Source organism: Pontibacter locisalis (assembly GCF_042684605.1).
Classification (GTDB): domain Bacteria; phylum Bacteroidota; class Bacteroidia; order Cytophagales; family Hymenobacteraceae; genus Pontibacter; species Pontibacter locisalis.
Genome location: NZ_JBHULU010000003.1, coordinates 120805 through 147542 on the forward strand (window position 1 = coordinate 120805; position 26738 = coordinate 147542).

General features: G+C 45.4%; 24 protein-coding genes. 7 read left to right on the top strand and 17 right to left on the bottom strand.

Annotated elements, in window-relative coordinates; translation table 11 throughout:
* Window positions 1-41: 41 nt before the first annotated feature.
* Complete coding sequence (locus tag ACFSRY_RS02745; protein WP_377503225.1) at window positions 42-2633, bottom strand: DUF5686 and carboxypeptidase regulatory-like domain-containing protein; 2592 nt, start codon at window positions 2631-2633, stop codon at window positions 42-44.
* Between the two features lie 231 nt (window positions 2634-2864).
* A complete protein-coding gene (locus tag ACFSRY_RS02750; RefSeq protein WP_377503227.1) occupies window positions 2865-3749 on the bottom strand; it encodes a DMT family transporter in 885 nt (294 codons plus the stop codon).
* A 170-nt stretch (window positions 3750-3919) separates the two neighbouring features.
* On the opposite strand from ACFSRY_RS02750, the gene ACFSRY_RS02755 reads away from it, so the two are divergent.
* A complete protein-coding gene (locus ACFSRY_RS02755; protein WP_377503229.1) occupies window positions 3920-4402 on the top strand; it encodes a regulatory protein RecX in 483 nt (160 codons plus the stop codon).
* A 12-nt stretch (window positions 4403-4414) separates the two neighbouring features.
* Here the strand turns inward: ACFSRY_RS02755 and ACFSRY_RS02760 are convergent, their stop codons facing one another.
* The 6 genes from ACFSRY_RS02760 to carB form a co-directional block, all read right to left on the bottom strand.
* Window positions 4415-5050 carry a DUF4230 domain-containing protein gene (locus ACFSRY_RS02760; RefSeq protein WP_377503231.1) on the bottom strand — a complete coding sequence of 212 codons (636 nt, stop codon included), beginning with the start codon at window positions 5048-5050 and terminating at the stop codon, window positions 4415-4417.
* A 120-nt stretch (window positions 5051-5170) separates the two neighbouring features.
* Complete coding sequence (locus ACFSRY_RS02765; RefSeq protein ID WP_377503233.1) at window positions 5171-6070, bottom strand: 1-aminocyclopropane-1-carboxylate deaminase/D-cysteine desulfhydrase; 900 nt, start codon at window positions 6068-6070, stop codon at window positions 5171-5173.
* An 88-nt stretch (window positions 6071-6158) separates the two neighbouring features.
* A complete protein-coding gene (locus ACFSRY_RS02770) occupies window positions 6159-8600 on the bottom strand; it encodes a YfhO family protein (RefSeq protein WP_377503235.1) in 2442 nt (813 codons plus the stop codon).
* Between the two features lie 42 nt (window positions 8601-8642).
* Window positions 8643-8933, bottom strand: coding sequence for a DUF4834 family protein (locus ACFSRY_RS02775; protein ID WP_377503237.1), 291 nt, complete (start codon window positions 8931-8933; stop codon window positions 8643-8645).
* Between the two features lie 342 nt (window positions 8934-9275).
* Window positions 9276-10196 (bottom strand): hypothetical protein, encoded by a 921-nt coding sequence (locus tag ACFSRY_RS02780; protein WP_377503239.1) that lies wholly within the window; start codon window positions 10194-10196, stop codon window positions 9276-9278.
* A gap of 237 nt (window positions 10197-10433) precedes the next feature.
* On the bottom strand, window positions 10434-13247 hold the full coding sequence (gene carB / locus ACFSRY_RS02785; RefSeq protein WP_377503241.1) for a carbamoyl-phosphate synthase large subunit: 2814 nt from the start codon (window positions 13245-13247) through the stop codon (window positions 10434-10436).
* A gap of 228 nt (window positions 13248-13475) precedes the next feature.
* Here carB and ACFSRY_RS02790 point away from each other — a divergent pair, with 228 nt between their 5' ends.
* The 4 genes from ACFSRY_RS02790 (at window position 13476) to ACFSRY_RS02805 (ending at window position 16254) form a co-directional block, all read left to right on the top strand.
* Complete coding sequence (locus tag ACFSRY_RS02790) at window positions 13476-13697, top strand: hypothetical protein (RefSeq protein ID WP_377503244.1); 222 nt, start codon at window positions 13476-13478, stop codon at window positions 13695-13697.
* A gap of 245 nt (window positions 13698-13942) precedes the next feature.
* Complete coding sequence (locus ACFSRY_RS02795; protein WP_377503246.1) at window positions 13943-14347, top strand: hypothetical protein; 405 nt, start codon at window positions 13943-13945, stop codon at window positions 14345-14347.
* A gap of 203 nt (window positions 14348-14550) precedes the next feature.
* Window positions 14551-15912, top strand: coding sequence for a lysophospholipid acyltransferase family protein (locus ACFSRY_RS02800; protein WP_377503248.1), 1362 nt, complete (start codon window positions 14551-14553; stop codon window positions 15910-15912).
* Between the two features lie 69 nt (window positions 15913-15981).
* Complete coding sequence (locus ACFSRY_RS02805; RefSeq protein ID WP_377503249.1) at window positions 15982-16254, top strand: hypothetical protein; 273 nt, start codon at window positions 15982-15984, stop codon at window positions 16252-16254.
* A 60-nt stretch (window positions 16255-16314) separates the two neighbouring features.
* On the opposite strand, the gene ACFSRY_RS02810 is transcribed toward ACFSRY_RS02805, so the two are convergent.
* The 5 genes from ACFSRY_RS02810 to ACFSRY_RS02830 form a co-directional block, all read right to left on the bottom strand.
* Entirely contained in the window at window positions 16315-16764 is a 450-nt protein-coding gene (locus ACFSRY_RS02810; RefSeq protein WP_377503250.1) for a hypothetical protein, read from the bottom strand.
* Between the two features lie 75 nt (window positions 16765-16839).
* The gene (locus ACFSRY_RS02815; RefSeq protein ID WP_377503251.1) at window positions 16840-17928 is read right to left on the bottom strand and encodes a DUF3616 domain-containing protein; all 1089 of its coding nucleotides are present in this window, start codon (window positions 17926-17928) and stop codon (window positions 16840-16842) included.
* Between the two features lie 144 nt (window positions 17929-18072).
* Window positions 18073-18432: a hypothetical protein gene (locus ACFSRY_RS02820; RefSeq protein WP_377503252.1), complete on the bottom strand. Its 360-nt coding sequence runs from the start codon at window positions 18430-18432 to the stop codon at window positions 18073-18075.
* Window positions 18433-18819: 387 nt separating this feature from the next.
* Window positions 18820-20091 carry a zinc dependent phospholipase C family protein gene (locus tag ACFSRY_RS02825; protein WP_377503253.1) on the bottom strand — a complete coding sequence of 424 codons (1272 nt, stop codon included), beginning with the start codon at window positions 20089-20091 and terminating at the stop codon, window positions 18820-18822.
* 37 nt (window positions 20092-20128) lie between these two features.
* A complete protein-coding gene (locus ACFSRY_RS02830; RefSeq protein WP_377503254.1) occupies window positions 20129-20923 on the bottom strand; it encodes a phosphatase PAP2 family protein in 795 nt (264 codons plus the stop codon).
* A gap of 142 nt (window positions 20924-21065) precedes the next feature.
* Between ACFSRY_RS02830 and ACFSRY_RS02835 the strand changes: the two genes are divergently transcribed.
* On the top strand, window positions 21066-21626 hold the full coding sequence (locus ACFSRY_RS02835; RefSeq protein WP_377503255.1) for a DUF4864 domain-containing protein: 561 nt from the start codon (window positions 21066-21068) through the stop codon (window positions 21624-21626).
* Window positions 21627-21705: 79 nt separating this feature from the next.
* Here ACFSRY_RS02835 and ACFSRY_RS02840 read toward each other — a convergent pair whose 3' ends face one another.
* On the bottom strand, window positions 21706-22188 hold the full coding sequence (locus ACFSRY_RS02840) for a GNAT family N-acetyltransferase (RefSeq protein WP_377503256.1): 483 nt from the start codon (window positions 22186-22188) through the stop codon (window positions 21706-21708).
* A 75-nt stretch (window positions 22189-22263) separates the two neighbouring features.
* Between ACFSRY_RS02840 and ACFSRY_RS02845 the strand changes: the two genes are divergently transcribed.
* A complete protein-coding gene (locus ACFSRY_RS02845; RefSeq protein WP_377503257.1) occupies window positions 22264-22938 on the top strand; it encodes a membrane-associated protein in 675 nt (224 codons plus the stop codon).
* Window positions 22939-23073: 135 nt separating this feature from the next.
* Here the strand turns inward: ACFSRY_RS02845 and ACFSRY_RS02850 are convergent, their stop codons facing one another.
* From ACFSRY_RS02850 to ACFSRY_RS02860, 3 genes are read right to left on the bottom strand one after another with little or no spacing between them, the layout of a single operon-like run.
* Entirely contained in the window at window positions 23074-24168 is a 1095-nt protein-coding gene (locus ACFSRY_RS02850; RefSeq protein ID WP_377503258.1) for an efflux RND transporter periplasmic adaptor subunit, read from the bottom strand.
* 41 nt (window positions 24169-24209) lie between these two features.
* On the bottom strand, window positions 24210-25457 hold the full coding sequence (locus tag ACFSRY_RS02855; RefSeq protein WP_377503259.1) for an ABC transporter permease: 1248 nt from the start codon (window positions 25455-25457) through the stop codon (window positions 24210-24212).
* An 11-nt stretch (window positions 25458-25468) separates the two neighbouring features.
* Window positions 25469-26713: an ABC transporter permease gene (locus ACFSRY_RS02860; RefSeq protein WP_377503260.1), complete on the bottom strand. Its 1245-nt coding sequence runs from the start codon at window positions 26711-26713 to the stop codon at window positions 25469-25471.
* Window positions 26714-26738: the final 25 nt, after the last annotated feature.

Consider the following 26738-nt stretch of genomic DNA (forward strand, 5'->3'; position numbering starts at 1 on the left):
AGAAGCAAGACTCCATATTAAAAGCCACGCCAGCAGGGTTATTAAAATCCTAATCCAACTGTTATTCCTGTCTTCGCTTTATTCCCCTCCTGAAAAGAAGTGACAAAGTCTACCCGTAGCACTTTAAAGATGTGTTCAATGCCAAGGCCAAGCTCCAGGTAATGTTTTGATTCGCGGGTATTCAGGTAGTTTAGGCTAAACACCTCCTGCCATTTAAGTCTACGGAAAAGGGGTATCTTGTTAAACAGAAAGCCATTGAAATGATGCTCGTAATGCGCCTCCAGGTACCTGTTGTTAGTACTGTAGCGGTAGTAGTCCAGCAGTTGAAAACCGGAATAAACACCTGCCAGGAGTGTCCTGTTACCATTAAAATGCTTGTAATCCAGCAGGCGCATGTCTTCTTTTCCCCAGAAAATGGCTCCCAATACGCTATACTCACTCGTCCCAAACAGGCCCATACCCACATTATCGCTGATGTGTAGGCCTGCCGTATTATACTGCACATCTCCTCCCAATGCCTTTAGTCCGCCACGGTAGCTCAGTGTAAACCTCGGGTACTTAGAACCCAGGTTTATTTTGTCATCCGGACGGGTGATGTATTTCTGCCCTGGCTTATAGCTGATGCCAATCATCAGTGTTAGTGCTTCGTGCGGAGCAAAAGAAGCATCTGCAAGCTCTGCATTCACAGGCACATTTGAAGTAAACTGGCTTTCCTGATCATCTTTACCCCTGAACGTAAAATCTGCCGTATTCTGCAGCGGCATACGGTGAGCATAGTTGATAAAGGTGTTAACTCCCACACCGTTCCATATCTCACTGCGATACGCGATTTGGGCAAAGTCCCGCTGGTACAGCTTCATGTAATTACGCTCCGCAAACAAAGTATACAGTGTGTTCACAAAAGGGGAAATGGGCTCTAGGCTATTGATCTGGTTAACATAGCGCCCACCCTCCAACGAAATGGTGCTGTTCTTAAACTGATCATACCTATAGCTTAAGAGCAGCTTCGCGTTTAGCTTTTCATTTGAGAACCCATAACGCACTGCAGGCTCAATGGTATAAAAGCGCCGGTCCTCAAAAGTTTTCCGGTACTCAAGGCGGACATCAGCTACTATACCCTCTACTGTATTGTATTGCAATAAACTCGGGCCGCCCAACAAATCTACAAGGGGAGTAAAGCGATAATACTTTTTCTGGTAGGTGTTGGAGTAAGTGTAGCCCCCTAAGAAGAAGTTGCCTATTGAAGGGACATTCCTGATACGGTCAACAGAATCCTGGTAAGCCTGGGAGTTTTTAATTACCTCCATGCTATCCTTCTTCACATAATCCTGCACCTCCTCCTGCGTCAGGGGCACTGGCCTTACAGAAGCCCAATAAGCTGAGTCACGCACATTAGCATCCTCTTCCACCAGTAACACTTCCTTACTAAACAACTCCTCATCCTGCAGAGGTTGCTGTTCCTCAGGTGCAATCTCTTCGGGCTTAATGAGTTTTACTTTTGGCTTCTTTGCTGGTCTTGCTTCCGCAACAATAACCTCTTCTTCAGGCTCTACTTCTTTGAGCACTGGTGGCTTACTGTAAGCAGGCTTTACCTTATACTTTGAATAAACTCCTGTTGCATATCCTCCCCCCTTAAAACCAAGCCCTGCGGCCTCAAAGCTGAACTTCTGAGAAACTGGCATCCATACCTGCTCAGCCACAGGAGCATACACCTGCCGCACACGGATGAAGTCAACGAACTCTATTCCGGCATTTTTAGTGAGCTTGAGATCGGTACTGTGTATGCGCCAACTGCCATCTACAATGTAGATATTACCTGAGAAAACCGGGTCATTTTTCCGGCGCGGGATTACTTTAATTTTATTGATTGTGCGGCCATTTTCCTGAAAAGCACCGAGGTACTCAAAGCGGTAGAAGAACAGTGCATTGTTGGCCAGGGGCGAGACAAAACCCCGTTCACTTAACCCCTGCACCTTCAACAGCGGATCATAAAAGCTGATGTTCATCTCGGAGGCCTGGTTAAAGCTAAAGCCTTTCTTCTGGCCACTAACTTTGCTCGAGATCATCCGCTCATGGATCTTGTTCGGCTTCTTAAAGTTCAGGATAGAGACAGACTCCGAAAGGTATACTATACCCGTATCCACATCCACTACTTTTATACCCAAAACCTTCGGTGGCACTTTGTCCAGCCTGTAAACACCTTTCATGTATACCTGTGCCTGCCAGGCATTCACTTCATTCTGATGATATTTGCGCAGCCGGATAGCGTTGCGCATGATGCCATAAGCAGGGTCTTCATCTGCTGCCCGCACCACAACCTCCTTCAGATTCAGCACTTCCGGCAACAATTGCACATTTAACTCCTGTGTGCCTTCCCCTATTGTTACTGTTTCACTCTTTGCCCGATACCCTACATACTTAAACTCCAGTGTATAGGTGCCGGCTGGCAGCTGCAACTGGTAAAAGCCTTGGTCATTAGACGCAGTGCCACTGGCTGTCTCTTTTATGTAAATACTGGCAAAGGGCAGGCCTTGCCCGTTCTCATCAGTGATACGTCCGCGCAGGGTACCGGCATAGGTTAAAACCGGCAACAACAAGATAAATAGAAAAAGCTGTAGGCAGAAAGGGCGCATGCATTATGTGGTTTAGGCAAGTACTATACGAACACGAAGTAGCAGCTTCACTATAAAGAATAAGCAATTTACAGTTACTGCCTTTACTCTACGATACAGATGCGAATAAGTGATGTATAGGTTGCCTGCAGAAGGCAACAACTTTATACGATGCAGATCTATTTTATTTAAACGAAGAAAAGTCTGTTAATATTTCACCTGACCTGGCACCTGAGCTTCTGCTTAAGAGCTCTACCTATTAATCTTTTCTGACGGCATCGTTGCCAGAGCCTCTTGTTTCGTAATGCGGCTCTTGTAGCGGATATTCAGAACCACCCCTACCAGTACCAGTGCCATTCCAACATAAGACCAAACACTGAAAAGCTCACCAAAGAACACAAAGCCGAAGATCAAAGCATAGATGATACCAATATAGTTAAGGTTTGCCACCTTCGATAGCTCTTCCGATTGGTAAGACATCGTCATGTAATATTGTGCCAACTGCGTGAGCACCCCTATCGCAATAAGCATAACCCAATCCCAGCCAACAGGCTGCACCCAGTTGAAGAGCGAATACAAACCAGTGACAGGCAAGGCTACCAACGGGAAGTAAAAGACGATCACCAACGGGTGCTCCCGTGTATTCAGCCTTCTGATCATGTTATAAGCTATTCCTGCAAAAAGGGCACTCCCCAGGCCCAACGCCAGGTAGAGGGGTGAAATGCGGGCATCTACGCCTTCTATAACCAGAATCCCGCTAAACGATATCAGGAAAAAGACCCATTGCCACGGCTTCACCTTTTCCTTCACAATGAATACACCCAGAATAGTGGTGAAAATCGGAGATAGGTATTGAATAGTGACGGCTGTGGCTAGTGGTATATTCTGAAGTGTGATAAAGAACAGAATTAGCGCCATTGCCCCTGTAACGCCACGTGTAATCAACAAACCATGATGGGTACCCCAAACACTCACATTTTGCCGCTTCAGCATTACCCAACTCATCACCAATGACACTCCTGACCTGAAAAGAATAACCTCCACGGCCGGTATATGCGATACCTGCTTGACAAGCACATTCATCATTGAAAAGAAGAACGTGGCCAGCAGCATGTATCGGACTCCTTTTGATAGCATACCTCAACTTTTATCACTACAAAAGTCCGGGATTTAATCTTTGAATGCTAATAGTTGACTACTGAATGATTAAATTGCTACCTCCCCTGACAGTTGTAACAGGACAAAGTCTCCACAGCGAACCATGAACAGCAGCTGCATGTTTTAGAATTACAACTTATAACACCATTTTGGAGCGACAGAAGAAACAGAAAACCTACACCCCAAAGGAAGCCCTTATCAAGGCAGCAGCCTACTGTGCCTACCAGGACCGTACCCAGCAGGAAGTGCGTGACAAGCTGTACTCTTATGGTTTAGAGCCAGACGATGTGGAGGAATTGATCATCAGGCTTAGCCAGGAAAAGATGATTGATGAGGAGCGTTATGCGCAAAGCTATGTGCGTGGCAAGTATGGCCTGAAGAGATGGGGCCGTCGCAAAATTATGCAGGGCCTGAAGAGCAAGGGCATCTCTGACTATTGTATCAAGCAAGGTATGAAAGAAATAGATCCGGAGATATATGAGCAGAACCTGCTGCACTTACTGGAGAAGAAGAATGCCACTGAAAAAGAGAAGAACCCTTTCCAGCGCCGACAGAAACTTACTTATTTTTTAGTGAGCAAAGGATATGAAAACGACCTGGTGCAGGATGCTATAAAAGGGCTGGAAGACTAGCCTTACCAATCACTATCTCTTAGGCGGCAATTTTGGATTTTGTATCCTGCGTTGCGGCACCAGTACCACTTGACGACCGGTTACTTCCTCCAGTATCGGTTTCAAGATTTTTTCTGCGTTTACCTTCGTCTGGCGGAGTATGCCTGAGTTCAGTGCTGCCTTCTTTACGTTCTGCTCTGCATACTTATAGCTTTCCTGAACCAGGTCCGCATCCTGAAAATAAGTGTTTTCCTTGCTAAACACTTTCGATTTGCTGTGGTCTACTTTATAATAGCAGATTTCAGGCTCAGGTATGGCAATTTGCACCAGTGTGTCACCCTGGAACTGAATATCAGCCTGCGTTATTTTCGTAAAATCAACACAGCCAACAGCCTCTCCGGATACAATCAAGACTACTTTTGAATTGGGCACCCATCGCGATACATTCTTCTCATATTCCACCACATCCTTAAAATTATAGCGCACCAGCTCCATCTTTCCCAGGTCTTCCACAGAAGTAAGCACGGTATTGAAGTTTACCACAACTTCAGGTTCTTTCTTCTCTTCAGATTCAGAGAAGTACTCTTTTACCATACGCCACAAGAAGATGCCGGCTACGAGTACAATGATCCAGGGGATAAGCTTGATAAGAAGACGGAGTAAAGGCATGGGTGCTGTTATGTGCCGTTGACAGAGAATTTACTTATATGACTACAAAACTGCTAACCTCCCTAATAAGTTGCACAAACAGCGGTACCGGCCTTTTCTCCAGGAATCTTACAGCTCCAGCTACACTACAATACCCAAACGCTCTCTAAAGCCAGCGTTACCCTGCAACCCTCCTGTGTGCACTGCTACTATCCTGCTGCCCCTCGGAAAATAGTTCTGCCTGATCAGGTCAAACACGCCATACATCATTTTGCCGGTATAAATCGGCTCCAGCGGCACCTGGTGCTGCTCCTGAAAAGCCTTAATAAAGTCCACCAGCTCCGGCTTTACCTTGGCATAGCCTCCAAAGTGATAATCGGTGATGAGCTGCCAATTCCTGTACATCTGTCCGTTGTAGCTTGTAATTAGCTGTTCTATCTCCTGCTGCAGAAACTCACCTCCTTTCAGCGCTGGAAACCCTAATATTTTTTTATTTCCGGCTAAGCCTGCTATGATACCTGCCGTAGTACCCCCTGTTCCTGAGGCGCAGCAGACATAGTCGTAATCAATGGCAATGTCCTCTATAATCTCAGTACATCCTTTTACAGCCAATGCATTTGTGCCTCCTTCGGGAATGATGTAAGGCTGTCCGAATTGCTCTTTCAGTTCCTGCAGGAAAGCAGGTTCTTGCTTTTTTCTGTATTCTTCCCGTGAGATATAGTGCAGTTCCATTCCACAAGAGGCTGCAAAGCTAAGAGTAGGATTAAGCGGCAGATGTTCTTCTCCGCGTATGATACCAGTAGTGCTAAAGCCATACTCCTTGCCGGCTGCTGCCGTGGCAGCAATGTGGTTAGAGTAAGCACCTCCAAAAGTAAGCAGCGCTGTCTTCTGCTGCTCTCGGGCAACCTGCAAGTTGTACTTCAGCTTACGCCACTTATTACCCGATATGTGAGGGTGCAACAAATCCTCCCGCTTTACCCAAAGCGACAACTGATGCTCCTCCAGAAGCGGATCTTTTATTTGTTGAAGGGGTGCCTCCATAAGTTAAAAAGAAGCCCCAGCAGTTAGCTGAGGCTCCTAAAAAAGCATTATTCTAGATTAGAACTGGGCTCAGCACTCGCTTTCGCTTTTATACTTTAGCTACAATCGGCTCTTCGGTTGGTTTCTTTCTGACACCATAGGCTATTGCTCCAACCACAACAATAAGTAGCAGGATAGAGGAAATGAGCGATATAGTATTACCAAGAGTATAAGCTTTAGGAGCAAACCTGAACTCAATAGTGTGTTTTCCGGCTGGCACCTGCATCGCGCGCAATATATAATTGGCACGGATGTGATCCACAGGCTCTCCATCCAGATAAGCCTGCCATCCGTCGGCATAGTATACTTCAGAAAACACCACTAGCCCCTCCTGCTCTGCCTGGTATTCATATTTCAGGTAATTTGGCTGATATGCGACCAGCTCAATGTTCGCATTATCTGCTGTGTATTCCTTTTTCTCAACCGGGAATTTGGTAACATCTATAACTGCCGTTGTTCCAGCATCGAACATTGTCAGGGCCTCCAGTTCTTCATCCGGTGATTGTACTGGCTTAACCTCCTCCACAAACCAGGCGTTGCCCAATGCACCAGGCACACGCTGCACCGGCTGCTGCGGATTGCCTGTAATCGCGTAGCGGGTATTCAGCATGCGGTACACCTCCAGGTTATTCTGGGAAATATGACGATCAATTACGTCCTGGTAACGGCGAAGCTTTGCTCCGTGGTATCCGCCAATAGACTTGTGGAAGTAAGAAGTACGGGCGTCGTTAAAAGGGTTTGGCAAATAAATAACCCTGTAGCTTAAGTCTTTGTCCTGAAGGATAATCTGATCTGCCTGCGTAGGCTGGAAGTATGTAGTTAATACATCACGCTTAAAATCAGACTCGCTCAGGTAACGCTTGTCCACAGCCCAAAGATCAACCAGCATCAAAACACCCACTCCGGCAATAGCTACTGTCGCAGAGACTTTATTCTTCACATACACATACAGCAGACCACCTGCTAACAATATAAACACCAGCGAACGGAAAGCATCAGAGCGCATCATGCTCTCACGGTCAGCACGAATGGCATCTATTGGGAACTGCGCCTGGATCAACTGCTGATCGGTGCCAGAAGCGAAACTGAAGGTACCCGCAAAGAGCCACACCAGCAAGCAAATGCCGCCCGTGATACCTCCGGACAGGAGCAGCTTCTTATCAAGATCTTTAATCAGTTCACGCTCTCGCAGTAGTTTCCAAAGGGCCAGTATTGCCAGGAATGGCATCGTAATCTGAGCAATAACCAAAGCAGAAGACACTGCACGGAACTTGTTGTAAAGCGGGAAGTAGTCGAACATGAAGTAGTTGAAAGCTTCAAAGTTCTTACCCCACGCCAGCACAATAGATAGAATGGTACCCGCCACCAACCAGCTTGTCCAACGGCGATCTACAATAAATAGCCCAAGCACAAACAGAAAAACGACAATGGCACCTACATAAACAGGTCCGCTCGTCATTGGCTGTGGGCCCCAGTACATTGGCAGTCCCTGCTTTACCAGTTGCTCCGCCTGCACAGGAGGCGCTCCCATTTTAATAAAAGCATTGTACGTCTCAGAATCTGTATCCAGCGGGGCGCTGCTGCTTCCACCATAGAAGTCAGGTATGAGCAAAGTCAGGGTTTCACTTACGCCGTAGCTCCAGTTAAAGGCATACTCTCTGTCCAAGCCGCTGCCAACATCATCGCCACTGTTTGGTTGCGTTAGCTCAGACTTGCCACGAATGCTGTGCTCACTGTACTCTGCTGTTGTATACAGTCTTCCAAAGTTTACGCCCACAGCCAGAACGGCAGCTACGCCTAACAGCAGCCCTCGCTTCAAAAGCTCTCCGATCGTACCATGCTTCACAGCGTAAAAAATCTCCACTACTGCAAATATCAGTACCAGCAAAAGCATGTAGTATGTCATTTGCAGGTGATTGAAGTGCAGGTTCAGGGTTAAGCCTACAGCAAACAGCGCGGCACCAATCCAGAAATTCTTACGCAGCGCATAAATAAGCCCAGCCAGTACCATCGGTATATAGGCTATAGTAAGGGACTTTGTGTTATGCCCCGCCTCCAGTATAATAAGGTTATAGGAGGTAAAAGAAAAAGCAACTGCGCCTACTATGGAAAGCCAGGAACTCATGCCCATCGCCACAAAAAGTATGTAGCCGCAGAGCAGGGTAATAAATATGTTGCCTGCCAATGGAGGCAGGTTTAAGGTAAGTACTTTATGAAGGTAGATAGACCAGTCGCCAGGAAACTGTGTCTGGATAAGGTAAGCAGGCATCCCGCTGAACATAGAGTTTGTCCAGAGCGCCTCTTCTCCGGTTGTTTCACGGAAATCAAGCACCTCCTGGGCACCGCCTCTGAACTGCAGCATGTCATGCTGGGCAAGACCTTTATCGTCAAATAAAACCGGCGAGAAATATGCTGCCGTCAGGATAAGAAAAACTAGTACAGCAATGATGTGAGGAAGCACATCACGCTTGAAGTTGAAGGGTGTTGTCATATCTTTCAAAAACCTCAGAATAGAGGTTGAAAGATAATAGTTTTATTTCACTTCTTCATAATCCACATACTCGCCGCCTTTGAAATCCTTCCGGTCAGGTTGGTCTGGCACGTAGTCTATCTTCACGTTGCCTTTCGCCTTACCGTTGCTCTGGCTGTTGTTCTGATGAAAATCCTGGTACTGACGCTGTTGCTGCTTCATGTTGCTGTAGAAGAACGTGCCATTGCGTATGCTCTTCTTTACAAAAAATGCCAACAGCCACCTGAACAGAACAGGAGCCACCATACGGATAAAGAAAATAATAAGTAGGGTAACGAATATGAATTTGATCATGACAATGCTTTCTTAAAAGGAAGTACTTTCTAAACAGTACCTTTTCTTTTATACAATTCCTTTGCCAAAACTATTTACAACTGTCGTTTTGACTTGCTGCTGCAAAGATAAGAAGTATACTTGTTTAATGCTTTGAAGTATAGCTTAGTTCCTTTGGAATTTTATACCCTGAACAAAGGCAGTCTTTCATTTAGATTAAGCTCTCGGCCTCTGCGTTCATAAGTTCATCAAAGCCGTAGCTCACCCACCGGCATTAAAACATTTTACAGGACAAGGTGCTCATTTAAGAGCAAAAGCCCTCTCCAAATATCCAGAGAGGGCTTAAGTAAATCGTATCGTCTTTTATTTTCCTTTCCCGAAGCTTGCCTGAAGGCCAATAGACGGAATAAGCGTGAGACCTGAATAGCTGTAAACGGCCTTGTTCAGAAGTTTATAATCGCCGTAGTTCTGGTAGTAAACAGTTAAAGCAGGTACAATGTACACATACTTAAAGCCGAACCTGGCATTAACAAAGAGACCATAAGAACCGAAATCGTTCTTTTCCATAAGCGGGTTGATTTCTTCTACCTCGCTTCCATACTTTTTAAACAGCTTACCCGGCTCAAAACCATACTTTATGAACGTGTGGTTATAAACGGCACCAAAGGCTATACTTCCCTTCTCTTCTTCCGGGCCAAAGGACTTACTGAAGATAATTGGAATTGTAACATCTTTTCGCTTGGCGGTAAACTGTAATACCGGCTGTAGTTTATCAAGGAAAAGCCTGTCAACCCATTCGGAACTCTGCCCTGCATATTGTAAACCAATGCTGCCGTACCAATCACCCTGGCCCGGAGCCTCAGGTGTGCCAGTAGGGCCTAAGAATTGGTACTGGGTATCGAATACGTGTACTCCAGAAGCATACTTATAGCCCACATCCACGCGAGGGGCAACCCCGTAGCGTATATAAAAATCAAAGGTGGGCCCAACAGGATCAAGAGCATAAGCAACAAGAGCCTTTGTAGCCGCCTCTACTTCGGCATCATAAAAAACAGTGTCTTTCTTAGCAATAGCATCAACAGCAGCCTTGGTGATATCATCTAACTGACTGATTGGCTCTGAAGCAATGTTGCCACCAAAGTTAACTCCAGCTTTAAATTTACCATGAGGCGTTACCTTGCCAGAGTTAATGACTGCACGCGGAGCAGTACAGCCCGCCAAAACGACAATTACCAGAACAAAAAGCCATGTAGCTTTTTGAGTTGCAGCTATTTTCCTGCGCATACTATTCTCCTTTAGAATGTGGATTAACAAATAAAAAGCAAAGACTACCTTTAGGCTAAAAGCAACTGGGGCACAAGACACAAAGCTAATTAAAGAGCCTCAGACTGCACAAGCTGTTCACATAAATCAGCTACATTTTTTATACCAGCCTCAATAATCAATCGATAAAAGTCAGTACAAAAAAGGAGCGGCCCCTTCTATCCTAAGAAGGGGCCGCTCCTTTTTTGTACTGTCACCTTACTTACTCAAGTATAAATTACGCTCTGAGTAAATTTTAGTAAAGTAGTCATCCTGTAAGTCATCAATGAAGTAAATTGCCTCACCAGTAGACTTCATCTCCGGACCAAGCTCCTTGTTCACTTCAGGAAACTTATTATAAGAGAATACCGGCACCTTGATGGCATATCCATGCTTGTATGGATTAAAGGTAAAGTCCTTCACCTTCTTCTCGCCTAACATGATCTTAGTAGCATAGTTGATGTATGGCTCACGGTAAGCTTTAGCGATGAACGGGAAGGTACGAGATGCTCTTGGGTTCGCCTCAATTATATAAACCGTTTCATTCTTGATCGCAAACTGTATATTGATCACACCAACTGTTCGGAGAGCCACTGCAATCTTTTTGGTATGCTCCTCAATCTGCCTCATTACATTTTCACTCAGGTCGAATGGAGGGAGTACAGCGTAAGAGTCACCGGAGTGGATACCTGCCGGCTCAATGTGCTCCATAATACCACAGATATGCACATCTTCCCCATCACATATTGCATCTGCTTCAGCTTCGATGGCATTGTCCAGGAAATGGTCCAGAAGCACCTTGTTACCCGGGTGGTCTTTTAACAGATCAATTACGTGAGCCTCCAGCTCTTTTTCATTGATCACGATCTTCATATTCTGACCACCCAACACGTAACTAGGACGTACCAAAAGCGGGAATTTAAGCTCCTTGCTTAGTTCCAGCGCCTCTTCTGCCGTTTCGATAACAGCAAATGGAGGATACGGGATGCTCAGGTCTCGAAGCAGCGATGAGAAAGAGCCACGGTCCTCGGCAAGGTCAAGCGCCTGGTAGCTTGTACCAAAGATCTTTATTCCGTAACGGTCAAGCTTCTCGGCTAATTTAAGAGCTGTCTGGCCGCCAAGCTGCACTATCACGCCCTCTGGCTTCTCGTGCAGAATGATCTCATAAATATGCTCCCAAAACACCGGTTCAAAGTATAGTTTGTCCGAGATGTCGAAGTCTGTAGATACAGTCTCAGGGTTACAGTTGATCATGATGGTTTCAAAGCCACACTCTCGTGCAGCTAGCACCCCATGCACGCAGCTGTAATCAAATTCGATACCCTGACCAATACGGTTAGGACCAGAACCCAGCACTACCACTTTCCTTTTGTCTGTAACTATGCTTTCGTTCTCCCCATCAAATGTACTGTAGTAATACGGTGTGGTCGCCTCAAATTCGGCCGCGCAGGTATCTACCATTTTGTACACACGCTTTATACCCAGCTCCTGGCGTACGTTAAACACCTCGCTCTCCAGGCAGCGCAGCAGGTGCGCGATCTGGCGGTCAGCGTAGCCTTTTATTTTGGCCTCACGCAGCAGCTCCGTCGGAATGGTAGATAAGCTATACTTCTCGATCTCCTTCTCCATTCCATCCAGCTCTTCTATCTGAGCCAGGAACCAAGGGTCGATCTTAGTCAGTTTCTGAATGGTACTAGTTGGGATACCAATACGCATGGCGTCTTTAATGCTGAACAGGCGGTTCCAGCTAGGATTAGACAAGCTGTGAATCAGCTTATCGTAGTCAGTCATCTCCTTGCCATCTGCCCCTATTCCGTTGCGCTTGATCTCAAGACTTTGACAGGCTTTCTGCAATGCCTCCTGGAAGGTACGGCCAATACCCATTACCTCACCCACTGATTTCATCTGCAGCCCCAGCGTACGGTTTACTCCCGGGAACTTGTCAAAGTTCCAGCGAGGTATTTTCACGATCACGTAGTCCAGCGCCGGTTCAAAATATGCTGATGTTGTTTTCGTGATGGCATTTTTCAGTTCATCCAGGTTATAGCCAATGGCAAGCTTGGCCGCAACTTTGGCTATAGGGTAGCCCGTTGCCTTAGAAGCCAGTGCCGAAGAACGGGAGACACGAGGATTGATTTCAATGGCGATGATCATATCATCTTCCGGGTTAACAGAGAACTGTACATTACAGCCGCCTGCAAACTGACCAATGCCATTCATCATCTTAATAGCCAGGTCACGCATTTGCTGATAAATTGTATCGGGCAAGGTCATGGCTGGCGCTACTGTAATGGAGTCGCCGGTGTGCACTCCCATCGGGTCAAAGTTTTCTATGGAGCAAATGATGATGATGTTGCCCGCATTATCCCGGAGCAGCTCCAGTTCATATTCTTTCCAGCCCACTATACTTTGCTCTACCAACACCTCGTGTGTTGGCGAAGCGTGTAAACCTCTGGTTAGGGCTGCGTCAAATTCCTCAGGGGTATTAACAAAACCGCCCCCCGTACCACCAAGAGTAAACGAAGGGCGAATCACCAATGGGAAGCCTATTTCCTGGGCTATCTCCTTACCTTCCAGGAAGGAAGTGGCTGTCTCACCCTTACAGACATTAATACCGAGTTCGATCATTTTTAGCCGGAACTCCTCCCGGTCTTCTGTCGTCTCGATAGCTTTAATATCTACCCCGATCATACGAACACCGTATTTTTTCCAGATCCCTGCCTTGTCGCAATCGATAGCCAGGTTAAGAGCAGTCTGGCCACCCATGGTTGGCAATACGGCGTCGATCTGGTGCTTTTCTAGAATTTCTATAATATACTTTTTCTCAAGCGGCTTCAGGTACACATGATCTGCCGTTACAGGGTCAGTCATGATAGTAGCCGGATTAGAGTTGATAAGAATTACCTCAATCCCCTCTTCTCGTAACGAGCGGGCGGCCTGAGAGCCGGAGTAATCAAATTCGCAGGCCTGGCCAATGACAATGGGACCGGAGCCGATGATCAGAACAGATTTAATACTGGTATCTTTAGGCATGGTGTGGTATGTATAAATTGCCCAAAGTTAAGGCAAAATATTGGGGCAGGCAAAAGTAAAAGCTACAACTTCTAAAACTTATTGAGTAAAATGTGCTTTAAACCACAGATTTGCCTAAAATATTTTCCAATAAGTTCCACTCAGATTTTCCTCAGTTACCTTTCATACTAGAGCAAACATTCAAGCTAGCTTGCGTAAACTATAAGTGTAGACTAATGAATAAAAGACATGGAAACACCTAAAGATGATGACTTCATCACCAATGCTGATGAGAGTAAGCGCTTGCCTGATGAAAATCCTGAGCCACTTACCGGAGTTAAGAAAAAAGAAGTTGATATAATGGACAGTGAGTATGAGGGGAAAGAGGAGGCTGGAAATGTAGCCGCTAAAAAAGAAGAAGACACCCGCAAGCTGGATGGCAGCAACGCGAATAACCTCCGTACTAAATAGGACTAATTTATCTCTTATAAAACAAAAACTTACTGCCCTATCTGCATTATGGCTCTGCAGGTGGGGCAGCTTTATTAGAGCACCTGTATAACCTGCTTTATTCCAAATGTTGCTCTCCGGCACATACCTCCTATGTTAATTAGCCCTACGGCTAAAACGTAATTTTACTTAGTTAAAACTTTGATTCTTAATGAAATAATTTTTATCATTACTAAATGTAAGCAGTACCCAAAACCGACCCTTTTATGATATGTTTCGACTCCGAGTACTTACATGTTGAACTTTATGAGGAACCTAATGTGCTGGTAACACAATGGTATGGCAAATGCACCAGCGACCAATACCGTGAGGCGCTTATCAGGTTCAATTCACTTGTAAGGTTGTATGATGTGCATTTTGCCATTGCAGACCGGCGTTTACTACCGGCTCTTTCTAAAGAAGATCTGATCTGGACAGTAAAAGAGTTTTTGCCTTTGTTCTGTAATCTTCCCCTTAAACGCTTTGCAGTTCTTAACTCTTTCGATGAGATTGCCGAAGAACTTTTACCACAATTCCTTAAAAACACCAACTATCCTATTCCTTTCGAAAGTCAGGCTTTTGATGACTTAACCTCTGCCTATGACTGGCTTACTTCTGTGAAGGCAGAATAATTACTTACTACTCTCCACTAGCTTTAGCCCGGAAGACTAACATATAGGTGCTTCTGTAGCTTTGTTGTCTTTTACACTAATCTCTAACCATAACCGCTCCAAACAGCTTTCTCCCAAAGCACGGGTTCTACCAGATAAACTCTTACACCAAAAGTGGTATATTGGCTTTTTCTTCAACCATAAATCGCTTTTACTAAGTGCTCATGCTTTACGCACTGCTTAAGTTCATATACAAGGCTGGCCTGTGGGTGTTCTTCAGGAAATTTGAGGTTAGTAATCGCCACCTGATTCCTGATCAGGGGCCCTTGCTGGTGGTGTCTAATCACCCAAACACTTTTATGGATCCTATTGTAACAGCTTCGCTATTACGACAACCTGTTTTTTTCATTGCCAAGAGTACCGTGTTCGGGTCAAGCTTTCAGAACTGGATGCTCCGCCAGATGCACCTCATCCCCATACACCGAAAAGAAGACAAGCCCGATCAGGTTGTTAGCAATGAAGAGGCTTTTGCCGCCAGCTTTCAGGCGTTGGAACAGGGCAGAACGCTACTTATTTTTCCGGAAGGGAACAGCTTTAACCAAAGAAGATTACGGAAGATTAAAACAGGCACCGCACGAATAGCATTAGGTGCAGAGGCCGCACAACCACAGCCAATTGGAGTTAAGATCTTACCCGTAGGATTAAATTATTCTGATGCCACTCGCTTCCGAAGCGATATTTTAGTAAACATAGGTGAGCCCATTGCAGTTGCTGATTACCTTAATGCTTATAAGCAGGATAACCAAGAGGCAGTAATTGCACTGACGGAAGAGATCAGGAGCCGAATGGAGCGCCTGATCATACATACCCTCACCGACGAAGAAGACACGCTGGCACGGCAGGTAGAAACGCTATACAAAGGCAAACTGGCCGCAGTTGCCCCGGCAAGCGCTTCTGCACACGAGCATGACTTTATACTCACCAAAGCAATTGTAAAAAGCATCACCCACTTCAGCCAGACAGCACCGGACCGTGTAGCCACATTAAAAAGAGCCATCAGTGATTACATGCTACAGCTAGAGCGCCTTCGGCTGCAGGATGCTGTTTTAGGCAAAAGCCGCGACACTATAGTCAGGAAGAGCGTACTAGGCCTGCTTTACCTGGTGCTGGGAATGCCGGTTTACTTGTATGGCCTCATTCATAATTACATTCCGTACATCATCCCATCTAAGGTAGCCAGAGCTGTTACTAAAGAAGAGGAGTGGTATGCCCCCATCATGCTGACAGTTGGCATTTTTTCTTTCCCGCTGTTTTATGCGCTGGAGGGCTGGCTGGTATGGAAACTATTTACTCCGGATTTCCTTTTATTCATGCTATACTTGCTTAGCCTGCCTGTCAGTGGCTTTTTCACGCTACGGTATTGGATCAAAGCACTACATACACAAGAGCATTGGCTCCTTCTGAAGCTGTTTTTCAAAAGACAAGACGTAGTAGAGCAGTTACAACAAAAAAGGGAGTTGATCATTGCAGAGCTAGAGCAGGCCAGACAGGATTATTTGCATGAACGAGAGCAAACCCCTCAGTAAGAGCATGAAAAACATTATCTAATTTCGGGTAGGTTCGTAAAAAAGTATTTAACAACAAAGTTGATTATTATGAAAAGAACATATGCATTTCTCTTATCAGGAGCTTTACTTCTAAGTGTGGGTTTGTACAGCTGCGGTACTGAAAACACTACAGGTGTAGACACTGAGACAACCGAGAACGAAGTTGATGGCCGTTTGAACGATACTGAAGATGATGGGATGATGAGAGAAGAAGACGAAAATTTAACAAAAGACAATATCAGTCCTTTAGATACAGCTGACAGCCCTGGTGCTACGGAAGAAGAGGATGTTCCGGGTGGTACTGGAGGAGGAAACCAATAACCATAAAAAGCAGCAGGGGCGGGTAGATATCTATCCGCCCCTGCTGCTTTTTATGGTTACCTATTGGTCTTCATCATCTGACAAAGCATAACCGACCGCAGCAGCCACTAAGCCGCCCAGTAAATAATATCCCACTGTCATGGCCTGCGTCTTTGTTGTTTTATTACTTGGTTCCTCTCCCAATCCCAAAGGCCCTGGCAACAATACGGCTCCGGCCCCTGCTGCTGCACCAAGAAGCGCCCCGCGCCACCAGGCATCTTTACCACTACCAGCCAGGCTGTAGTACAAAGAATTAGACACCACGTCACCCGCCAGTGCCCAGTTGTGAAGTTCTTCTTTGTCTCTTGGTGGCTCCTCTCCTGCCTTCTGCATCAGCGTGGAGATGGATCGCATACCTAGCACATCCATTCGTGGCGCATCAGGCACAAACCGTCTAACGGTTTCATGTACTAAGGTTAAAACACAGGCGCCTGCAAAGCCACCTGCCATTGCTTTTATCATGTCATTCATAGTTCTATCTTTTGGTGTTCTGTTGTATCTGTCAGTCCTTTTAACCTAACCCTTCAGCTAAGGTTACAGCACAAGCTATTCCACCACCTTTACAACATCTGCCTGCACTGCGTCCTCACCTATTTTTCTCTTATCTGTCGGGCTGTCAAAAACTACCAGCACGTGCTTCTCATCATATACAGCAAGGCCTTCAGCTTTATCTTTACCGGACTCTTCTCCATACCCATGCGGTACCTCACGCACCCTGTCCAGTTCATTATTATGCACTATCTGCTCTCCCCCCTGTTTCATAGCATCTCGCCACCGGTAGATCGCAATAACGCCGTCCAGATCCATGGTCGGGCCGGCCAGAATGTAAATATCATTGCCAAAAACGCGTAGCTCCCGGATGCCTTTTCCGCGCAGGTTCAGGAAATGCTTTTTGTAGGAACGGTTGTTCTCAAGTGTTTTCAGGTGCAGTTTTCCGGATTTATCCTCCTGTGGCTCTACCTCCAGCACAATCGCCCATCCTCTCAGTACTGGTCCGCGCAACCCGATAAACAGACGATTACCATGTACAGCCAAACCTTCTATATCAAACCCATTGTCCTTACCCGGAATGTTCATAAATGGCCCTATGTGCTCATCCTCTAACAGCGCATCCGTCAGGATGCTGCTGGTCTTGTTGCCATGCAGTTGTGCCGCCCTTAGCTTATGTTCCTCTTTTTCCGGGTCCTCTACTTCTTTATAAAGGTTATAATGGCCTGTATCCTCATCCAACAGCACGGGCACTCTTGCCAGTACATACCGGTTTGGATCGTTTTCCACATTCGCCAGTCGTTTAATTTGCTTTTCAACACTCTGATGCCGCTTCGGCTTCTTGCGCTTCAGACTATGTGAGCCTATCAGCCACAGATACCCATTCGCCATTCCCATGCCTTCTATGTCTATTTCACTTTTGTCTTTCGATGGCAAATCCAGGTAATCACCCAACTCAAATGAAGCGTGTTCTCCAAAGGACCCGTCTTCCTGTAATGTTATTCGTTCTATGGTCGTGCGTTCATCACAGCTCAGCCACAAATCTTTTCCGGTAAGGAAAGCCGTGGAGAGGCCATCGCGGACATGCTTGCCACCAGGGCTCAAACTTAACTCACGATCAAACTGAAGTATGACTTTCTTTTCCATTCTGTTTCTACGAGGGGTATATGAAAATTACATGTAAATTAGGTACGGGTATACAGGGTAAGGAGGCTAACAGAAATGTCAGGTAGCTGCAAATAAAAAGCCGGACATTGCTGCCCGGCTTTTATACAATATAGCTGCTCTAGCTTATTTTACTCGTGCATCTATTCTTGAAGATCCTGAGTTACTCTTGCTTGAGTTTGAAGAGCTAGGATTATTCTGCTTAGACTGCATTTGATTCTTCACAGTGGAAGCTGCAGAGCTTAATTCACTTTTAATTTTGTTCTTGTTCCGCTGGCTAAGAGCCATCCAACCGGCACCCAACGCCAGAACTGCACCACCCACCATTGCTTTCTGCTTCGTGGTCATGTGGTTAAACTTGTCGGCTGCTGTGCTACCGTACTGCATCAGTTTACCCTGAAAATCTTTCAGCCCTCCTTTACCAGAAGTACCCTGTTGGTTGCTACGGCCTTGCGTATTCTTATCAGCAGAGCTGCTGCTTTGCATGTTAGAATTCTGCTTGTTTGAATTGCTCGAAGAATTTTGTGAGCTAGAACTATTACTGTTAGAACTATTTGAACTAGAAGAATTCTGCGGATTTGAATTAGTATTACCTTGTGATTGTGAGTTTCTATTATTCTGATTATTTTCCATAGTTTATATACGTTTATATGTTTAAATCTTAACCTCTCGCAATTGATTTAATATATTCACTTGCAAAAGGTACTAGGTTTATTTTATCGAGAAAAGGGAGTGCAGGGTTGCGATTAATCTACTATTTCTAAGAATAAAGCACACTAAATTTTGTTATATTTATATATAGCACAAGATTCATTTACATATATTCCTGCTTCACTGCAGAAAAAAATAGTGCAAAACTTAGAAGTACGTCTCCTACAGCTGCAGTGCCTTCAACTTATCAAGAGCCTCCTTTTCTTTCTTTTGCTCCCCCTCATCAATTTCCTTGTCATAGATTGCGGATCTGCCATCTGTGTAAAACTGAAGAAGATTTTGCCGCAGGTCAGGCAACACATGTTTAAAATCAGAGTCAGCCAGCTTGATTACCAGTTTTGCATAGGCTTCATCTGTTAGCTTATACTCCCCTGAAGCAGTAGGCTTCCCTGTGTCGAGTTGCAGGTTCTTAAGGTTTTTCTGTCCGTTACCACGCAACCGTTTTATATCACTTTGGTAATGATTTACAGTTTCGTTGAAGCTTTCCATAAACACCTTCTCCGCCTCAGGTGTGGGAGGAACAAAAGCCAAAGGCCTTAAAGGACCAATCTTTGGCAGCAGCCTTATGAGCCCGGCAGTAAAGCGGGCAAAGACATTCGGTTTATCTAAACAAGTACCCCATTTCTTTTTATACTCAGCTTTGCTCATGTGGTAGACAAACTTTCGCTGTGTAATTCCAGGTCTCTCCTTCATAATATCCTTTTTCTTTGCCTGCCAGGCAGCTTTTGTCAGGTCAGGCATCAGTCCTCTGATGGTATAGCGGTAAGTACCGATGGCCAGTGGCAGACTTATAAATACATCTTTCAGTTCCAGCCCGTATGTCTTCAGAAAGGCTCTCTCCAGCACTTCCGGCGCCACTTCAAAGCCGATGAAGTCTCTGTAAGCCTCCGGCGCGTAATTTCCACGGGCTATCTGCAGCACATCAAAGCCAAACTCAGTTTTAATATGCGACACCGGATCATCAGCATAGGTTACCATGTTTCCATGCTCCTGTTTTACCTTGGGATATACCAGCGGCACAGCACGGTTAGTACCTAAGGGATGGCCATAAACATCGGCATTATAATGCGCTAAGGCACCCAATGCAAAGGCAAATTCATCCATTGTTTCCGAAGAGGCAATGAGGTTCTCCACAAAGTCCCCGCTCCGTACATAGTGCAGCAAGTCTGTGAAGAAGACGCTGCCAAACGGAAAATAGCCCATGTCCTGCACAATAGAGCCCCCATAGGCATAAGCGTGTGCTTTCTGAAGCTCCTCTTTAGTAGCATTAGGAAAGCGCTTTCTTAACAGAGGCTGCAGGCCTTCTTCCCATGCGGCATCTACTACCGCCTGATGAGAAAGTACACCATAGCCGGCGGCCGGGAGGGTAGCAATCAGCCAAACAAAGAACACAAGGCTAAGGCTGCAAAAGAAACGGTGGGGTTTTATATACATAACACAGGAAATACGAAATGAAACTTAAAAAGTAGATTTACTTCCCATTATTAAAGGGCTGCTTGTTTTTTCGGAACATCATCACTTCCACCAGGCTCACGCCAACTAACAGCCACAACAGCCCCAACAGGTAGCCTGCTAGTACATCAGACAAGAAGTGAACGCCCAGGTAAATTCTACTGAAGCCTATTAAAAGGATGAGTACAGCGGCTATCCACACTGCCAAGCTTTGGTATTGGCTTCTTCTATGGTAGTGCCTGTACAGAAAGTAAGCCAGTAAACCGTAAAGTGCCAGAGAGGTGGTAGCATGCCCGCTCGGGAAGGAAAAATGCTCAACCTCATAATAGGCTACATCTGAAGGCCGGGCGCGGCTAATAAAAGTTTTACCGTACCTCACAGAGGCACCTACGCCTGCCATGGCAAGCCAGAAGGCAGTGAGAGCAAGGTACCGCTTACGAAACAGAAAGATAACAGACACAAAAGCCCCAACTATAAACACTGCCTGCTGATCTGCTAATTGGGTAACAGCAAAAAGAAACTTACTTAGCCAAGGCGACCTGATATTGTATAATGAAGTCGTAAACTCCTTATCTGCCATCACAATCCAGGCAGCATCCATCACACTTTCTGTAAGTTCTGATAGTAAGGCTACGTTTATGGTGGCCACTACCACTACCAATGTAAGTGGTAAACCCACAAACGCCTTGGGGTGAAATCTATCGCTTATGAAGGATGCCACATGGGGAAACCTTTGCTGAAAGCGTTGCACAGCCGAATGGTTTAGAAACCAGCGCTTTGATTTTCGTACGTGATGTGAGAGCAGGTTTTTCATAGCAGGTCTTACTGATGCAAGTATACGCAGGCAATGGTGTTTGTTTACTGTGTTGCCCTCTTGCCTGTTTTATTCCCCCTTTACACCCTGAAAACCACCCTATAGCACAACAAACCTTATCTAACTAAAGTACATTATTAGTATGAAGGGTACAGATCATGTGTTTGATAAGATAATGCTTGCGATAGGGGTACTTTTGCTTACGCTTTTCTGGATGCAGTTTCCTGCTGCACCTTTAGCAGACCAACAGCACTACGCCTCCTATGCATCCCCTTATGAAGAGACAAACTCCACTTCTAAATGGACTTATTTAAAGCCTGACAAAACACTTAACCCTCGTGAAGTGATTAGAATACAGTTAAAAGCATTGCAACAAAATGACCGCCGTGACAGCGGAATCATTACTGTATTCAATTTCTCCTCTCCGAGAAACAGGATGCACATCGGGCCTATAAACCACTTTAGAATTTTGGTGCGAAACCCTGCCTATAGTCCTATGCTAAACTTTAAAAGTTACAAAATGGGACAACTTGTTGTAACAGGTAACACAGCATACCAGTTAGCAGTTATTACTGGTAACGATGGCCGCGAAGAAGTATACTTGTTTATACTGGCAAAGCAGCGCAAAGGCAAATACAAAGGTTGCTGGATGACAGAGGGAATTGCACGCATGGAGTCTGTCAGGCAAACGAGCCTGACGTAGTCAGATTAAGAGCATTATCTCCAATTGACATGCTATAAAACAGCATGAACATCATAATTGCGTCCATGCTTATCTGCCTCTATACATTCATCTCCATTTTTATATCTGCTCTCTGATAAATGCTTGGTGGCATAGGCACCTCTTCAAATCCTAAGCGGCGATAAAGATTTAAAGCTGTTTCGAGGCGTCTGTTAGATACCAGGTATACCTTTTTTGCCCCAATACGGCGTGCTCTTTCAATGGCAGCCTCACCAAGCATTTTACCAATTTTCATCCCCTGCATCTTAGGGGCAACAGCCATTTTAGCTAACTCAAAAACATCTTCCTCCTCCTTTAACAAAGCACAGGTGCCTACTGGCTCTCCATTGAACAATGCTATCAGGATATGTCCACCTTTATTGAGGATGTATCCTTGCGGGTCGCTTAGTGATTTTATGTCGGCATCTTCCATTATAAAGTATTTTGAAATCCACTCGTGATTGAGGTCATAAAAAGCTTTTGCGTAGAAGAGGTTGAAATCTACAATTTGTATTGCAGAAGGAGTATTGAAATGTTGTGCCATGTAATGACTAAGAATTGAATGGCTGCAAATTTATAACACAATTTCATTCCTAAAAAAGTATTGTGCTTTCAACTTATGTCCGAATATAAGTCACTTGTATTCCACTATACTGTATCTATAATATTGCTTTCAGAGTATGCTCCCTTAAACGATAACACCATGGACTCCGTAGTTCCGCTCTGGCTCCCGGTAGCTTACACCCTGTTTTTACTTGTGCTTATACCTGTTTACTGGAAGCATTATGGGCCCGCCAACTTTCTTTGGTTCTCAGACATAGCACTCTTTGCAATTGGAATTGCGCTTTGGACAGGAAGTCAGTTGTTGGTAAGTATGATTGCAGTGGGAGTATTGGGACTGGAACTTGTATGGAACATTGACTACTTCGGAAGGCTTATCAGGGGTAAACCTCTTTTAGGTCTGAGCGACTATATGTTTGATAAGAGAAAAACGCTCTTCCTGCGTGGGCTCTCGCTTTTTCATGTTTTTTTGCCAGTTATGGTTTTGTGGTTGCTTGTAGAATGGGGGTATGATTCGGATGCGGTTTACTGGCAAACCCTTTTAACCTGGATTGTGCTACCACTTGTTTATCTTTTTACAGATCCAAAGGAGAACATAAACTGGGTATTTGGCCCCGGGAACGAACCTCAACAGCGCATACCAAAGATTCAGTATTTTTGGTTGATGATGTTATTCTTCCCAGCTTGCATCTTCCTGCCTTCTCATTTCTTGTTAAAGTGGCTTTTTAACTGAGCGCCTTCAGGTCAAACATGCTATTCCGTAGTCAAACTCCAGTAGCCCTTTAGCTATGCGTCCGAACTGGTAGGCGTAGTAATAAAAAACAAAAAGGCAGGCTCTCACCCACCTTTTTGCTCCATCTTTAATTTTTTAGATTTGAGCTATTGTAGCATCTGGCACTTTTATCTTTTCCTTTTTATTTAGCCCGGAAATTATTTCAATATTTATACCATCCGAAAGGCCGGTCTTTACCAGGCGCTTCTCAAATACCTGAGGAGACTTCTCAACTTCCACATAAGGTTGTTCCTTCTCAAACTTTAACATGCTCTCCTTTATCGCCAGCACATTCTCCCGCTTATCCAGCACTATATCAGCATTGGCGCTGTAGCCAGCCCTGATAAAGTCTTTATCATCTAACAGTACCTGCGCACGAATAGGGAACTTGATAGAGCCCTCTTCCAGCACTCCCTTTGGTGCAATGTACTCCAGTTTGGCGCTAAATACTTTACCTTCGATGGCACCAATAGTCAGGAGTAGATCCATATTTTCTTTCAGCTTACCTACTTCCGACTCATCAATCTTCCCTTCGAATATCAGGCTACGCATGTCTGCCACTGTGGCTATGGTAGTGCCCTCGTTAAAGTTATTGCGCTCTATGATAGAAGTACCCACTTTTACCGGCACATCCAGCAACATGCCATCTATGGTAGAATATACCAGGTTAGAGGACTGCCCACTTTTACGGGAGGCTCCCTCTCGTACCAGCAACAGGTTGCTTTCTGCTGCCTGCAAGGCTTCACGCTTCAGGTCATAATCTGATTTATACTTTCGATATTCCTGCTCCGGTATTACCTTCTGCTCATACAATTGCTCGTAGCGAGCCAGTTCACGCTTCGCCTCATTAAAATTGATCCTGGCAGTTTGCAATTGCGTTTCTGCATTATTCACACTTACCATATTAGGTACAATCCTGATTTTCGCCAGCAACTGTCCTTTCTTTACAACCTGACCGGCTTCTACATGCAGCTCCTCAACAATTCCCGACACCTGCGATTTCACCTGCACTTCTTTACGCGGTACAATAGAACCAGTGGCTACCGTCTTTTTCACAATATCAGCCTCAAAGGGAGCCTCTGTATTATACACCACAGGATCAGTGTTCGATTTCTTGTAAAAATAGTAGCCCAGCCAGGCAGAAAGTCCCAGAAAAACCACAATGAACAAGCCTAATAAAACCTTTTTCATGATTGAAGTATAGTTTAAGTCTTTTGTATTTTCGTTCTGTATTATTCGTCCCGTAAGGCTACTACCGGATTCACCCGCGCTGCCTTTGTGGCAGGTATGAGCCCGGCCAGGGCTCCGGTTAACACTAGTAAAATTGTGGCAGAAAGTGCGATTCCCAGGTTTACTTCAGGAATACCAAAGTATCCGGCCTGCACATCAAATTTGCGCATAAAGTATTCTATGGTAGCAATTATGCCCGTACCTGCCAGTAAACCTGTGTAGCCGGCCAGGCCAGTTATTACAACAGACTCCTGAATGATCAGGCTGATAATAGACCAGGGGGTAGCGCCTAATGCTTTTCGTACACCAATCTCTTTCGTCCGTTCCTTTACCACGATCAGCATAATATTACCCACCCCAATGATGCCTGCGAAAATGGTACCTATGCTAACCAGCCAACTAAAGCCGGCAATACCAGTGAACAGCCCTTGAATGTCCTGAAACTCCTGCTCAATATTTGCAGACCCAAAAGCCTTGATGTCCTCTGGCGCCACATGATGCCGCTTCATTAATAAGGTCTTAACTTTATCTTCAATAACCGCGGCAGGGACACCTGCGCTGGGTGTTAATGCAAGGGAACCCACTTTGTTAACCTGGTTAAAGGTTTGCTGTAGTGCCGTAATTGGCAGGTATATAATTTTTGAATCTTCTACGATGTCCTCGCCTTTACCTATAGGTTCAAAAGCACCAACCACCAAAAAGTAGCTGCCCTTGATATTTATGTACTTACCAATGGGATCTATATCTTTAAAAAGCAACTCAAGCGTCCGTGGCCCCACGATGGCAACCTTTCTGCGCTCCATAATATCTTTTTGATTGATGAACCTGCCTGAGCTAATTTTGATTGGCCTTACCTGCAACATTTCCGGTGTTTCGCCACGCACTGTAAAAGCCGCGCTCTTGGTTTCGTGATGTACCGCAAAGTCACCGTTTAACTGATTGTTTGGAGCAATAACCGCTACCTCAGGCACATTGGCACGAATTGCCGCCACATCATCATTCGTTAGTTGAATGAAACGTCCGGCCTTCAGACCCATGTATGGTACACTGGTGCGCTGGGTCCAAACAAAGACGGCATTTTTAGCGATATTGAACTCACCCACTATACCATTTTCCAGCCCCTTACCGGCACCTAACAATACCACCAGCATAAATATGCCCCAGAAAACTCCAAAAGCCGTAAGCGCTGTACGGAGCTTATGCTTCTTTACAGTATTGTAGATTTCGGTCCATTTATCTATATCTATCATAGCTTTCAGGGTTAATCAGCGCGTAAAGCTTCTATAGGTTTAATGCGGGCCGCCTTAAGAGCTGGCATTAAACCGGCAAGGGCCCCAGAAACTACCAGCACCAGCGTTGCAGACAAAGCTACTCCGGGGTCTACCTCCGGATTGGCAAAGAAAGGCATCTCCGCCCCCGACGACTCCATCAGATACTCCAGCAGCGCCAGCAGGCCTGTACCGGCCAGCAGACCCATATAGCCGGACAAAGCTGTAATCACCACCGATTCCTGAAGGATTAGACTTACAATAGAGAAAGGTGTAGCACCCAAAGCTTTTCGAACACCAATCTCACGGGTCCGCTCTTTCACGATAATGAGCATGATATTACTTACACCCACTATACCCGCTATCAATGTTCCAATCCCGACAATCCAGACGAAGATGCGGATACCACTAAACAGCCCCATCACCTTGTTAAATTCTGCTTCAGTGTTTTCTATGCCCAGTGCCATATCATCATCTTCGGCGAACTTGTGGCGCTGTGCCAGCAGGACGCGAAGCTTGTCTTCCATCTCTTTTGCAGGCACACCATTCTGCGCTGTCAGGATCATCATCTGCACCTGGTTTGGCTGATTAAATGTGCTCTGTATAGTAGCGAAAGGTATGTAGGCGCGTTCTTCCCGGCGGGCGCCATTATTACCTCCCACCTTAAAAGTCCCCACCACTTTAAAATGGATGCCTCTGATATTTACGTATTCCCCTATAGGATCCTGCTCACCAAAAAGCACTTTCGCTGCCTGTTCTCCAATAACCACTACCTTCCGTTTCTCTGCTTCATCATTCTCATTCAACAGACGCCCGCGAAAGGCTATTTCACCGTTCATCACCATAAAGTCCGGCTCAGCGCCAAAGACCTGGAAGGAACCATTTTGCTTCTTATAATTAATCGTATACTCACCCATTACCCGGTTTCGCGGGGCCATCATGTTCAGGTTTTCAACTTCTCTGTCAATAGCTTTTAAGTCTTCGTTCGTTAGCTTGACCTCCCGGCCAGGACTCATTCCTTTATGTGCCAGCGCGGTTTTACCACTCCATATGTAAATGCTGTTCTTGGCCCCATGGCCAAAACGGTTTATCACACCATTTTCCAGCCCTTTACCCGCACCCAGTAGCAAGACCAGCATGAAGATACCCCAAAACACGCCAAAGGCGGTCAGGAACGTGCGCAGTTTGTTCTTCTGCATCGTTGCCAGTATCTCCTGCCACTTATCTAGGTCAAACATCTATTTGCTGATTATTAAGTTGTGG

Coding starts and splice junctions, on each gene's coding strand:
- ACFSRY_RS02835 (WP_377503255.1), top strand. CDS start 21,066: ATGAAGGGTACAGATCATGTGTTTGATAAGATAATGCTTGCGATAGGG.
- ACFSRY_RS02790 (WP_377503244.1), top strand. CDS start 13,476: ATGGAAACACCTAAAGATGATGACTTCATCACCAATGCTGATGAGAGT.
- ACFSRY_RS02830 (WP_377503254.1), bottom strand. CDS start 20,923: ATGAAAAACCTGCTCTCACATCACGTACGAAAATCAAAGCGCTGGTTT.
- carB (WP_377503241.1), bottom strand. CDS start 13,247: ATGCCTAAAGATACCAGTATTAAATCTGTTCTGATCATCGGCTCCGGT.
- ACFSRY_RS02770 (WP_377503235.1), bottom strand. CDS start 8,600: ATGACAACACCCTTCAACTTCAAGCGTGATGTGCTTCCTCACATCATT.
- ACFSRY_RS02765 (WP_377503233.1), bottom strand. CDS start 6,070: ATGGAGGCACCCCTTCAACAAATAAAAGATCCGCTTCTGGAGGAGCAT.
- ACFSRY_RS02840 (WP_377503256.1), bottom strand. CDS start 22,188: ATGGCACAACATTTCAATACTCCTTCTGCAATACAAATTGTAGATTTC.
- ACFSRY_RS02795 (WP_377503246.1), top strand. CDS start 13,943: ATGATATGTTTCGACTCCGAGTACTTACATGTTGAACTTTATGAGGAA.
- ACFSRY_RS02805 (WP_377503249.1), top strand. CDS start 15,982: ATGAAAAGAACATATGCATTTCTCTTATCAGGAGCTTTACTTCTAAGT.
- ACFSRY_RS02775 (WP_377503237.1), bottom strand. CDS start 8,933: ATGATCAAATTCATATTCGTTACCCTACTTATTATTTTCTTTATCCGT.
- ACFSRY_RS02825 (WP_377503253.1), bottom strand. CDS start 20,091: ATGTATATAAAACCCCACCGTTTCTTTTGCAGCCTTAGCCTTGTGTTC.
- ACFSRY_RS02760 (WP_377503231.1), bottom strand. CDS start 5,050: ATGCCTTTACTCCGTCTTCTTATCAAGCTTATCCCCTGGATCATTGTA.
- ACFSRY_RS02800 (WP_377503248.1), top strand. CDS start 14,551: ATGCTTTACGCACTGCTTAAGTTCATATACAAGGCTGGCCTGTGGGTG.
- ACFSRY_RS02780 (WP_377503239.1), bottom strand. CDS start 10,196: ATGCGCAGGAAAATAGCTGCAACTCAAAAAGCTACATGGCTTTTTGTT.
- ACFSRY_RS02810 (WP_377503250.1), bottom strand. CDS start 16,764: ATGAATGACATGATAAAAGCAATGGCAGGTGGCTTTGCAGGCGCCTGT.
- ACFSRY_RS02850 (WP_377503258.1), bottom strand. CDS start 24,168: ATGAAAAAGGTTTTATTAGGCTTGTTCATTGTGGTTTTTCTGGGACTT.
- ACFSRY_RS02860 (WP_377503260.1), bottom strand. CDS start 26,713: ATGTTTGACCTAGATAAGTGGCAGGAGATACTGGCAACGATGCAGAAG.
- ACFSRY_RS02750 (WP_377503227.1), bottom strand. CDS start 3,749: ATGCTATCAAAAGGAGTCCGATACATGCTGCTGGCCACGTTCTTCTTT.
- ACFSRY_RS02815 (WP_377503251.1), bottom strand. CDS start 17,928: ATGGAAAAGAAAGTCATACTTCAGTTTGATCGTGAGTTAAGTTTGAGC.
- ACFSRY_RS02855 (WP_377503259.1), bottom strand. CDS start 25,457: ATGATAGATATAGATAAATGGACCGAAATCTACAATACTGTAAAGAAG.
- ACFSRY_RS02845 (WP_377503257.1), top strand. CDS start 22,264: ATGTCCGAATATAAGTCACTTGTATTCCACTATACTGTATCTATAATA.
- ACFSRY_RS02820 (WP_377503252.1), bottom strand. CDS start 18,432: ATGCAAAGCAGCAGCTCTGCTGATAAGAATACGCAAGGCCGTAGCAAC.
- ACFSRY_RS02745 (WP_377503225.1), bottom strand. CDS start 2,633: ATGCGCCCTTTCTGCCTACAGCTTTTTCTATTTATCTTGTTGTTGCCG.